This window comes from Streptomyces sp. NPDC015032 (genome assembly GCF_043080425.1).
GTDB lineage: Bacteria > Actinomycetota > Actinomycetes > Streptomycetales > Streptomycetaceae > Streptomyces.
Genome location: NZ_JBIBVN010000046.1, coordinates 43,045 through 53,599 on the forward strand (window position 1 = coordinate 43,045; position 10,555 = coordinate 53,599).

The following is a 10,555-nucleotide window of genomic DNA, read 5'->3' on the forward strand; positions in this document are numbered from 1 at the left end:
ATCCAGGGCGCCGGACGGAGGTACAACGATGTTCCTAGGTGTCGACGGCGGCGGTACGAAAACCGCATTCTGCCTGGTCGACCGGGGCGGGCAAGTCGTGGCGCGAGCGCAGGCGGCAAGTTCGTACTACTTCTCCCACGGCATCGAGCTCGTCGAGCGGGTGCTGAGGGAAGGCGTCGACGCTGTCTGTGCGGCGGCCGAGCTGACCCCCGCCGACATCGAGTACGCCTTTTTCGGCTTGCCCGGTTACGGGGAGGCGGCCCGCGATCTGCCCGTCCTGAACGCGACCCCGCGAGCCGTGCTCGGACACGACCGCTACGCCTGCGACAACGACATGGTCTGCGGCTGGGCCGGTTCACTGGGCGCGGTCGACGGCATCAACGTCATCAGCGGCACCGGCTCCATGACCTACGGCGAGCGGCTGGGCCGGGGCGTGCGCGTCGGTGGCTGGAGCGAGATGTTCGGCGATGAGGGATCGGCGCACTGGATCGCGGTCCGCGGCCTCAACGCCTTCTCGCGGATGGGCGACGGACGGCTCCCCGAGGGCCCCCTGGCCGAGGTGTTCCGATGCCACCTGGATCTCGCGTCCGACCTCGACGTGATCGACGTCGTCCACAACCAGTGGCAGGGCGACCGCGGCCGGATCGCCGCGCTCAGCCGCTCGGTGGCCGAGGCGGCCGGTCTGGGCGACGAGGCCGCCTCGGCGATCCTCGCCGAGGCCGGCCGGGAACTCGCCCTGCTCGTCGAAGTCACCCGCGAGCGGCTGGAGTTCGGCCCGGACGAGACCGTACCGGTCTCCTACTCGGGCGGCACCTTCGGCGCGGCCGCGGTTCTGGAGGCGTTCGCCACCGGACTGAAGAGCCGTTTCACCCACTACGAACTGCGACACCCTCTGTACGAGCCTGTCGTAGGTGCCGCCCTGTACGCGGCGAAAACCGCCGGAACCCCGCTCGACCAGCCCGCGCTCGACGCGCTGCGCATGGCCTCCGGGATCACTGCCTCAGGAGGGGAAGACCGATGAACAGAGGCACGAAGAGCTGGATCCTGTACGCGTCGCTGCTGGTCCTGTTCTGGGGTGTGTGGGGCGCCTTCTCCAGCGAGCCGAACAGCAGGTACGGCTACCCCAACGAGATGATCTACATCATCTGGGCCTTCACGATGCTCATACCCGCGTACTTCGCGATGCGCGGCAACACGTTCGACCGCCGGCCGACCGCCGCCGTGTACGGACTGATCGCGGGACTGACCGGCGCCGGCGGCCAACTCCTGCTGTTCCACGCGCTCGCCAACGGCCCGGCGTACCTGATCTTCCCCCTGGTGTCGCTCTCCCCGGTGGTCACCGTCCTCATGGCGATGGCGCTGCTGCGGGAGCGGATCAACCGGCTCGCCCTCGTGGGTGTCGTCGCGGCGCTGGCGGCGATCGTGCTGCTCAGCATTCCCAGCGGCAAGGACGACTCGAACTCGCACGGCCCGTGGCTGCCGATGGCCATCCTGATCTGTGTTGCCTGGGGCGTGCAGGCGTTCTGCATGCGCAAGGCCGCGGTGGTCGGGGTCAACGACGCGACGACCTTCGGCTGGATGACCATCAGCGGACTGCTGCTGGTTCCGGTGGCGTTCGTGATGATGGGCGATTTCCCGTCCGACGCTCCGTGGCAGGCGCCGGCACTCACCGCGGTGACGCAGGTCCTCAACGCGGTCGGCGCGTTGTTCCTGGTCATGGCGTTCAGCCGGGGCAAGGCCACGGTCGTCGCCCCCATCACCAACGCGCTGGCCCCGGTGCTGACCATCGTGCTGTCCCTGGCGGTCTACCGGACGCTCCCGAACGTGTGGGGCGCCCTCGGTATCGTGCTGGCCCTCGCGGGCTCGACCCTGATGGTCTACAGCGACGAGAAGAGCGGCGAGAACTCCGTGGCCCCGGGCGCGGCGGACGACGGCGCGGACGTGAGTCCGGCCCCGCAGAAGTCCTGATCGCCCACATATCCGTACCGGCCGAACCACGTAGCGGTACGGGCCGACTCCGATCCGTACCCACCGACCCGACATGAAAGCGAGGGGACACCTTTATGCCCCTGGTTCCCACGCGCGAACTCGTCTCGAAGGCCGCCGCCGCAGGCCGGGCCGTCGCGGCGTTCAATGTGATCACGCTGGAGCACGCCGAGGCGATCACCGCCGGCGCGGCCGCCGCGGGCGCCCCGGGGGTGATCCTGCAGATCAGCGAGAACGCCGTACGGTTCCACGGCGGCCGGGTCGAGCCGATCGCGCGGGCCGCGGCCGAGGTCGGCAAGGCCTGTGACGTCGACGTCGCACTGCACATGGACCACGTGACGGACATGCGGCTGCTGCGCACGGCGGCCGACGCGGGGTTCTCCTCCGCGATGTTCGACGCCGGGGCGCAGCCGTACGCCGAGAACCTCGCCGCCACCCGCGCCGCGGCCCAGTGGGCCCACGGCGCGGGCCTGTGGCTGGAGGCCGAACTCGGCTATGTGGGCGGCAAGCCCGACGCTCCCGCGAGCGCCCACGCGGCCGGGGTGCGCACCGACCCGCAGGAGGCGGCGCGCTATGTCGCGGACACCGGCGTGGACGCCCTGGCCGTCGCCGTCGGCAGCAGCCACGCGATGACCGAACGCTCCGCGGCCCTGGACCACGCGCTCATCGAACGCCTGCGGGAGGCCGTGCCCGTACCTCTGGTGCTGCACGGTTCGTCGGGCGTCGGCGACGACGATCTGCGACAAGCCGTTCAGGCGGGCATCGTGAAGATCAACATCGGTACCGCTCTCAACGTCGCGTTCACCGGCGCGGTCCGCGAGACGCTGGCGGAGCGCCCCGACCTGACCGACCCCCGCCCCTACGTCGCCCGGGGCCGGGAGACGATGGCGGAGACGGTCCGGGTCCTGCTCGGTGTGGTGAGTGGCTGAGGCCGGCGTTGCCGCTACTCGGGACGGGAGAGCAGACCGCTGGTGGCGGCGCGTGTCAGTTCCGGACGGCTGAGGACATCCGTGCTGTCGACGAACTGATCGACGGCGCCGATCGTCGGCAGGGAGCTGATGCCGGGGTCGGTGATACAGGCACTCAGCGCCGCTGAGAAGCGTTCGGCGTGCAGGACCTTGAATGGTCTGGCGTGGTAGGGCCGCGTGGCGGGGTCGACGGGGTCGGTGAGACCGAGCTGGTTGTGTGCGGCCGCAACGACCTCGTAGGCGCGGGCCAGGTGGTGCTCGCGGGTGTGCCAGTCGGTGGCGGCGAGGGCCGCGGTGAGGACCGGGGTGAGGGCGGGTGCCTGGGTGGTCAGGGCGAAGGCGCTGCCGAGCCATTTGCTGTAGGGCGGGTAGCGACGCTCCATGAGCAGGCAGAGCCGCATCAGATCGCGTACCAGGCGAGCGGCGACGACGGCGGAGCCGAGTTCGTCGCCCACTTCGCCGCAGCGGCCGACGAAGGCTTCCTCCTGGGCGACGCGCTGCCACTGGCAGGCGAGCAGGTGGAGCCAGAGGTCGTGGGGGTACCAGTCGAGGCCGGCGCGGGCCGGTGCGAGTTGCCCGAGTCCGTCGTGGAAGACGGCTCCGGCGGTGACCTCGGCGAGGCGCTGAGTGGGGGTGGCCAGCCAGTCCGCCAGGTTGATCCCGGTACGCGGGTCGAACCCCAGCTGCGCGGTGAACCAGGTGCCTGGGTCCGTGACTTCGACTCGGTGGTGGACCGGCCCGTCAGTGGTCTGCATGACCCGGATGCCTGCTTCGCCGGTGGAGGCGAAGTGCGTGGGGTAGCCGCGGAAGGTCTTCGGCAAGCGTTCGGAGAGCAGTCCCGTGATCCTCGCGCCGTGGCGTGTGACGTCCTGCGGGAGCAGGAAGATCTGCAGGCGGGGTCCCCACTCGTGGTCGGCGGAGCGGGCGGTGTCGAATCCGAGGACTTCGGAGCCGCTGCCGAGGCGGGCGGCGGAGTGCGTGACCCCCGGGGCGGCCTCGTCCAGCAAAGGCTGTACGGCTTCGAGGTAGAAGCGGTGGGAGAGTTCCAGTCCGGGAACGAAGGGCGACGTGGTCATGCTGGGGAGGGTGCCGGACCGGCGCTGGTCGGTCGAAGGCTTTTCCCCGTCCGGCAGGTCGCGGTCGGCCGCGTGTACTGCCGACCCCGCGCGGATCGGGTGACCCGGTCGGCCGAGGGTCCGACGACCCCGCCCGTTACGCTCGTACGCATGCACAGCCTGGCGATGATCGACAACTGGCCCGTCCCCACCGCGGCGGCTGCCGTCGTACGAGCGGACGGCACGGTCGTCGGTACGCACGGCCCGGCCGCGCACCGTTTCCCGCTCGCCTCCGTCACCAAGCCGATCGCGGCCTACGCGGCGCTGGTGGCGTACGAGGAGGGCGCGGTCGAGCTCGACGAGCCAGCAGGGCCTGAGGGTTCCACCGTCCGGCATCTGCTCGCGCACACCAGCGGGCTCGCCTTCGACGAGCACCGGACGACGGCCGCCCCCGGCACCCGGCGGCTCTACTCCAACGCGGGCTTCGAGGTCCTCGGCGACCACATAGCCAAGGCCACCGACATCCCGTTCCCGGAGTACATACGCCAGGCGGTGCTGGAGCCGCTCGGGATGACGGCGACGGCGGTGGACGGCTCGCCCGCCAAGGACGGTGTCTCGACCGTCGACGACCTCATACGGTTCGCGGCGGAGATACAGGCGCCGCGGCTGCTCGACCCGCGTACGGTGCTGGCCGCGCAGACCGTCGTCCACCCCGGCCTGAAGGGCGTACTGCCCGGCTACGGCCACCAGAACCCCAACGACTGGGGGCTCGGCTTCGAGATCCGGGACCACAAGTCGCCGCACTGGACGGGCAGTTCCTCGTCCCCCGCGACCTTCGGGCACTTCGGCCAGTCCGGCACGTTCCTGTGGATCGACCCGGTCGCGGGCGCGGCCTGCATCGCGCTGACCGACCGGGCCTTCGGACCGTGGGCCGTGGAGGCGTGGCCGCCGTTCACGGACGCGGTGCTCGCGGAGCTCCGTTCCGGCCGCTGAGAGCCGTCACCCGTCGGCCGCCTTCGTGGCCCGGCACTCGAACCACACCGTCTTCCCACGGCCGTCGCGGCGCGGTTCCGCGCCCCAGCGGTCGGTGACGGCGTCCACCAGGACCAGCCCCCTCCCGCCCTCGTCGAGTGCATCTGCATCTCCCATGACCGCCCGGGGCAGTTCGGGGCAGCCGTCCGCGACCTCGACGCGCACGCCCCCGGCCGGGAGCCGGAAGATGAACGTCTGACAGCGGCGGCCGGGGACATGCCGTACGACATTGGCGATCAGCTCGGTGAGCGCCAACTCGGCCGCGTCGGCCACGTCGAGGAGATCCCAGACGGTGAGGTAGAGCCGCAGGATGCGACGCAGATGCCGGGCCGAGTGCTCGCCCATCGCGAGATCGGCGCGGTAGGTCGCCTCCGGCAGATCGTCGGCCTGCAGATCGTCGGCCTGCGGCTCAATTACGTGATTCATGTCACCAGAGTGCGCCGACATGATTACGCTCGGCTACGTACCGAACTGAACGCCGTGAGGCGTTGAACGCCGGAGGTGCCCGCCGTGCCCAACATCCAGACGCTCGACCCCAGTGCTTCCCCGTTGGACTACTACGGCTGGGAGCTGCGCCGCCAGAGAGAGGCCGTCAACCTCAAGCAGGGCCAGCTCGGCGACATCATCTTCTGCACCGGCTCCCTGATCGGCCAGATCGAAACCACGAAGAAGGTCCCCACGCGCGACTTCTCCGAGCGGGTGGACGCGGCACTCGGCACGGACGGGGTGTTCTCGCGGCTGATCGGACTGGTCCTGCGCAGCCAGCTGCCCACCTGGTTCCAGCCGTACGCCGAGATGGAGTCCTGCGCCGCGTACATCTCCACGTACCAGGCGCAGTTGGTGTACGGGCTGTTGCAGACGGAGGAGTATGCGCGGGCCGTCCTGGCCACCGGTATGCCGGACGACCTCGAAAACCTGGTGGCGGCCAGGATGGAGCGTCAGCGGATCCTGGAGCGGGAACGGCCGCCGCTCGCCTGGGCCGTTCTCGACGAGGCCGTACTGCACCGGCCGATCGGGGGTCACGAGGTGATGCGGAAGCAACTCCAGCGGCTGTTGGACGTCGCCGACCACCGCTGGATGCAGATCCAGGTGCTGCCCTTCGCAGCCGGTGAACACGCGAGCCTCGCGGGGTCGTTCAACACCCTGCGCTTCGATGACGACCCCGACCTCGTCTACACGGAGGACGTCATCTCCGGCCACATGACGGCCAACCCCGACACGGTCAGGGAGGCCTCGCTCCGTTACGCTCGCCTGCAAGCCGCCGCCCTCTCCGTCGAGGACTCCGCGGCCCTGATCACCCGCGTTATGGAGGAGCGTTATGGAGACCGGTCCCGAGCTGAAGAACGCGCGGTGGCGTAAGTCCAGCTACAGCGGAAACACCGGCGGCGAATGCGTCGAGTGCACCGTCACCGGCGGTGCGGCCTGGCGCAAGTCCAGTTACAGCGGCAACACCGGCGGGGATTGCGTCGAGGTGGCCGACGGCCTCCCCTGCGCCGTCCCCGTCCGCGACAGCAAGAACCCCGACGGCCCTGTCCTGACCATCGGGGCGGACGCCTGGCAGAGCTTTGTGGACGGGCTCCACTGACGGGCTCCGCTCACGGGCTCCGCTGACGTCACAGGAAGCCCTGCGACGGTGGGGGCTCGGGGCGACCGCTGGTCGTCCCGGGCCCCTTTCCGTTCCCCCCGTGGTACGCGGGCTCCGCCAGAGCACACGCCCGCCGGATAGTCAGTGGTGCCCCCTACGATCGTTCCCATAGCTGTTCCAGCCGTGCAGGTAAGGCGATCAGGGGGTATCACGATGGGTACATCACCGGCGCAGGTGCGTGCGCCCGAGCCGACGATTGCACCGATCACCTCACTCGCCTCACGGGTCCTGAACGGGGACATCGTTTTACCGAAATTCCAGCGGGCGTTCGTCTGGACCCCGCAGCAGGTCCTGTATCTGCTCGACTCAGTGCGCCGCAACTACCCCATCGGCAGCCTGCTCATGTGGCGCACCACGGCCAAGCTGGCTAGCTGTACTGACCGGGCACGTTGATCAATCGTGAGAATGGCGGCTGGTTGCCGCACGCGGTGTGGGGCCGGTGGTGGTTGTACTGGTGGAGCCAACCGGCCAGTGCGTCGCGTCGTTCTTGCTCGCTGGTGTAGCAGCGGGCGTAGGCCCAGCCATCGGCCATGGTGCGGTGGAAGCGCTCGACCTTCCCGTTCGTCTGCGGGCGGTAAGGGCGCGTGAACTTCGAGGTGATCGAAAGCGCTTCGCAGTTGTCGCGCCACAGGTACGAGCGGTACGCGCCGCCGTTGTCCGACAGGACCCTCTCAATGGTGACGCCACGGTCAGCGAACCAGTCGACAGCCCGGTGCAGGAAGCCGACGGCGGTGACGGCTGTTTCGTCGTCGTGGACCTCGGTGTAGGCGACGCGGGAGTGGTCGTCGATGACGGTGTGCACGAATGCGTATCCGACCTTCGGGCCGCCGTAGGCGTTGCGTGACTTACTCTGCGTCGCGGCGCGGTGCTTCTCGCCTTGGTGGCGGCCGACGTAGCGCCAGCCGCCACCGTCGGGGATGTTCCCGAGCTTCTTCACGTCCACGTGCACCAGTGATCCCGGATGGTCGTGCTCATACCGGCGGACGGGCTCACCGGTCTCACGGTCGACGTAGGCGAGTCGGTTCAGGCGGGCCGATCGCAGGATTCGATGCACTGTCGACGGGGCGATATTGAGTCTCGCAGCGAGCTGGACCGGCCCTTCCCGCAGACGTAGTCGCAGGCTGACGCACCTCTTCGTCACGGTCTTGGGTGTCTTGGCCGGAGAGCTCCGCGGTCGTGAGGATCGGTCCTGCATGGACTCGCCTGCGAGGTAGCGATCGACCCAGCGCTTCACGGTCGGCCAGGACACCTGGAAGCGGGCCGCGACTTCGCTGACTGGCCAGCCGTCGTCAGCGACGAGTCGAGCGACTTTCAGCCGGTGGCGCGGGGTGAGGGCCGCGTTCGAATGCGACATTTCTGAGCTCCTAGACAGGCTGAAAGGCCGGCCATGGTGTGTGGCCGGCCCTTCAGCTTGGAGATATGCGGGGAGGGATAGTGCAGGTCAGTCGACCGGGGAGACTCGGATGAGGTTGCCGTCAGGGTCCGTAATCACGAACGTGCGGCCGAAGACAGCATCATGCGGCTTCTGCACAACGTGGACCCCCTTCGAGGCCCACCTCGTGAAGATCTCGTCAATCGCCTCCGATGGCCCCGGCACCATGAGTCCGATCTCTGTCGTACGAGGGAGGCTCGGGACCGCGTGCTCGCTGTAGCCCGTCCACAGTGCGAACAGGACACCGGGGGCAGCTTCGAAGGCTACGTAGTGGGGACTGGTGAAGGTCGGTTCGATCTCGAACAGGTCGCTGTAGAAGGCGGTGGCGGCCTCGGCGTCGCGGACGCCGATCAGGAACAGGTTCGGTGTGGGCATGGAGTGCTCCTCAACTCGTTGATTACTCGGTCCAGCACCCAGTGGATCAACCAATCGCGACGGAACCTGTCACCTTTTCTGAGAACATGGGTAAGCATGAAGGCTTCAAGGCTCCTGCATCTCCTGCTGCTCCTGCAGACCCGTCAGCGGCTCACTACCACGGAGCTCGCCGCGCGTCTTGAGGTGTCCCGGCGGACTGTGCTGCGGGACGTCGAGGCGCTATCGACAGCGGGCGTGCCCGTCTATGCCGAACGTGGGCGGAACGGCGGGATCGTCCTGCTCCCCAGTGCACGGCTCAACGCATCCCATCTGGAACCACCAGAACTGGAGGCCCTATCTGTGGCCGGCTTGGACAGCGCACTACGTGAGCGAATGGGTCTAACTGCGGTGTGGGAGTCGGCCGAGCGCAAGATCGCCGCCCGCCAGGCTGCAGCACCTGAGTCGCCGAGCCCGCTGCGGCTGGCTGACCTGGTGCTTGTCGACAGCACCGCGTGGTTTGCTGCCCCCGAGGCAGCGGTCGAAGTATCGGCTCTGGCCTCGACCCTGCGACACCGGCGACGCCTTCGAATCCTGTACCGGCGCAGCGCCGAGAGCCAGGCCTCGACACGGGTGGTCGACCCGTACGGGATCGTGGCGAAATCAGGTCGCTGGTATCTCGTCGCCGATGACCAGGGCGACAGCCGGCTGCTCGCTCTGGAACGACTGTCGGCCTTCGAACAGCTAGACGCACCAGCCGTGCTCCAACCAGGCGAAAGCCTTCGCACCAGATGGGCCGTGTTGAAGAAACGCACCGAGGGGCAAGATCGCGTGAGCGTGACCATCCGCCTGCCGGAAAAGGGTCTCGACCTGGCGCGGCGCATCCTCGGCACCCGCATCCACCATGTCTCCGACGCGGAAAAAGGCTCGTGCGTCGTCGTCGTGCGCTACCCCGACATCGAGTCGGTGCGTCAGCTTCTTCAGTTCGGCGACCACATCGAGGTGCTCGCCCCTGAGACGGCCCGCGCACGCATCAGTCAGCTCGCCAGGGACCTGGCTGACAGACACTCAACCCCCGCATCGTGATTGCCGATCAGGTCCCCTGTTCTCAATCAACGTGCCCGGTCACTACAGCTAGCGGACATGAGATCGCGAGGCTGGACACCGTGCCTCAGCATGAGGGCGCCCGGTGCACTATGTCCTCGACGGTCAGAAGCGGCTCGCAAGCCTGGTGGGTGCGCTGAACAAAACTCAAAGACTACTTTAGTTTTGCGACAAACGTTTGCGTCAAACTAAAGCTATCTTTGACTTAGAAGATGCCGCGGGTAGGGGCGCCGTCGCGAGCGCCGCGATACCGCCGCCCGGACCAGCGGAATCTCTTAGTGATCGAGCGGTGATCGGTCGTGGCGACGGACCCGCGAGGGTGGTTTGCCGTCGGGGGGGCTGAGTAGTGCCCCATGCGCTCGGCCGAGAATTGACGGTTTGTTACTCGTTACCACTGGGTTCTCTGGTACGTCTGGCCGAAACGGTCGAAACCTGACAGGGCGCACAGGCCCCACGCCTCCGAATTCCGGACCGAGACGTATTGCGTTGGAGCGCACTCCAAATCCTAGGTTTCGGAAGCATGCGATACATCAAACTCGGAACGACCGGACTGGAAGTCTCCGCCATCACCCTCGGCTGCATGAGCTTCGGCGAGCCGGGCCGGGGCGGCGAGCCCTGGTCGCTGGGCGCGGATGCCAGCCGGGACATCATCAAGCAGGCCCTCGAGGGCGGCGTCAACTTCCTCGACACGGCCAATGGGTACAGCGCCGGAAGCAGCGAGGAGATCGTCGGCCAGGCGGTCAAGGACTTCACCCGGCGCGAGGAGGTCGTTCTCTCCACCAAGGTCTGGATGCGGATGCGCCCCGGCCCGAACGGCGCCGGGCTGTCCCGCAAGGCGATCTTCGCCGAGCTCGACGCCTCCCTGAAGCGACTGGGAACCGACTACGTCGACCTGTACCAGATCCACCGCTGGGACTACGACACCCCGATCGAGGAAACCCTCGAGGCGCTGCACGAAGCGGTCAAGTCCGGGAAGGTCCGC

The 10,555-nt window shown here is 68.2% G+C and carries 13 protein-coding genes; 9 read left to right on the forward strand and 4 right to left on the reverse strand.

What is annotated here, in order from left to right:
* The first annotated feature begins 28 nt into the window (after positions 1-28).
* The 3 genes from ACF08M_RS36305 to ACF08M_RS36315 all read left to right on the forward strand — a co-directional run bounded on the left by ACF08M_RS36305 (position 29) and on the right by ACF08M_RS36315 (position 2,915).
* Positions 29-1,021 carry a BadF/BadG/BcrA/BcrD ATPase family protein gene (locus ACF08M_RS36305; protein ID WP_392189555.1) on the forward strand — a complete coding sequence of 331 codons (993 nt, stop codon included), beginning with the start codon at positions 29-31 and terminating at the stop codon, positions 1,019-1,021.
* The gene (locus tag ACF08M_RS36310) at positions 1,018-1,968 is read left to right on the forward strand and encodes a DMT family transporter (RefSeq protein WP_392189556.1); all 951 of its coding nucleotides are present in this window, start codon (positions 1,018-1,020) and stop codon (positions 1,966-1,968) included. The genes ACF08M_RS36305 and ACF08M_RS36310 overlap by 4 nt, the downstream gene beginning before the upstream one ends.
* Before the next feature lie 95 nt (positions 1,969-2,063).
* A complete protein-coding gene (locus ACF08M_RS36315; protein WP_392189557.1) occupies positions 2,064-2,915 on the forward strand; it encodes a ketose-bisphosphate aldolase in 852 nt (283 codons plus the stop codon).
* 14 nt (positions 2,916-2,929) lie between these two features.
* Here ACF08M_RS36315 and ACF08M_RS36320 read toward each other — a convergent pair whose 3' ends face one another.
* Positions 2,930-4,030: a DUF4037 domain-containing protein gene (locus ACF08M_RS36320; protein WP_392189558.1), complete on the reverse strand. Its 1,101-nt coding sequence runs from the start codon at positions 4,028-4,030 to the stop codon at positions 2,930-2,932.
* A 150-nt stretch (positions 4,031-4,180) separates the two neighbouring features.
* Here ACF08M_RS36320 and ACF08M_RS36325 point away from each other — a divergent pair, with 150 nt between their 5' ends.
* Entirely contained in the window at positions 4,181-5,002 is an 822-nt protein-coding gene (locus ACF08M_RS36325) for a serine hydrolase domain-containing protein (protein WP_392189559.1), read from the forward strand.
* A gap of 6 nt (positions 5,003-5,008) precedes the next feature.
* Here the strand turns inward: ACF08M_RS36325 and ACF08M_RS36330 are convergent, their stop codons facing one another.
* Positions 5,009-5,467 carry an ATP-binding protein gene (locus ACF08M_RS36330; RefSeq protein ID WP_392189560.1) on the reverse strand — a complete coding sequence of 153 codons (459 nt, stop codon included), beginning with the start codon at positions 5,465-5,467 and terminating at the stop codon, positions 5,009-5,011.
* An 84-nt stretch (positions 5,468-5,551) separates the two neighbouring features.
* Here ACF08M_RS36330 and ACF08M_RS36335 point away from each other — a divergent pair, with 84 nt between their 5' ends.
* The 3 genes from ACF08M_RS36335 to ACF08M_RS36345 all read left to right on the forward strand — a co-directional run bounded on the left by ACF08M_RS36335 (position 5,552) and on the right by ACF08M_RS36345 (position 7,079).
* Positions 5,552-6,400 carry a helix-turn-helix transcriptional regulator gene (locus tag ACF08M_RS36335; protein ID WP_392189561.1) on the forward strand — a complete coding sequence of 283 codons (849 nt, stop codon included), beginning with the start codon at positions 5,552-5,554 and terminating at the stop codon, positions 6,398-6,400.
* A complete protein-coding gene (locus ACF08M_RS36340) occupies positions 6,360-6,626 on the forward strand; it encodes a DUF397 domain-containing protein (RefSeq protein ID WP_392189562.1) in 267 nt (88 codons plus the stop codon). The genes ACF08M_RS36335 and ACF08M_RS36340 overlap by 41 nt, the downstream gene beginning before the upstream one ends.
* A 213-nt stretch (positions 6,627-6,839) precedes the next feature.
* Complete coding sequence (locus ACF08M_RS36345; protein WP_392189563.1) at positions 6,840-7,079, forward strand: DUF262 domain-containing protein; 240 nt, start codon at positions 6,840-6,842, stop codon at positions 7,077-7,079.
* On the opposite strand, the gene ACF08M_RS36350 is transcribed toward ACF08M_RS36345, so the two are convergent.
* Together ACF08M_RS36350 and ACF08M_RS36355 are read right to left on the reverse strand one after the other, a co-directional pair.
* Complete coding sequence (locus ACF08M_RS36350) at positions 7,054-8,040, reverse strand: IS481 family transposase (protein ID WP_392189564.1); 987 nt, start codon at positions 8,038-8,040, stop codon at positions 7,054-7,056. The two genes, ACF08M_RS36345 and ACF08M_RS36350, sit on opposite strands and share 26 nt — an antisense overlap.
* Positions 8,041-8,127: 87 nt before the next feature.
* The gene (locus ACF08M_RS36355; RefSeq protein WP_392189565.1) at positions 8,128-8,493 is read right to left on the reverse strand and encodes a VOC family protein; all 366 of its coding nucleotides are present in this window, start codon (positions 8,491-8,493) and stop codon (positions 8,128-8,130) included.
* 96 nt (positions 8,494-8,589) lie between these two features.
* On the opposite strand from ACF08M_RS36355, the gene ACF08M_RS36360 reads away from it, so the two are divergent.
* The gene (locus ACF08M_RS36360; RefSeq protein WP_392189566.1) at positions 8,590-9,555 is read left to right on the forward strand and encodes a helix-turn-helix transcriptional regulator; all 966 of its coding nucleotides are present in this window, start codon (positions 8,590-8,592) and stop codon (positions 9,553-9,555) included.
* Positions 9,556-10,093: 538 nt separating this feature from the next.
* On the forward strand, positions 10,094-10,555 hold a 462-nt coding region (locus ACF08M_RS36365; protein ID WP_392189567.1), incomplete at its 3' end, for an aldo/keto reductase.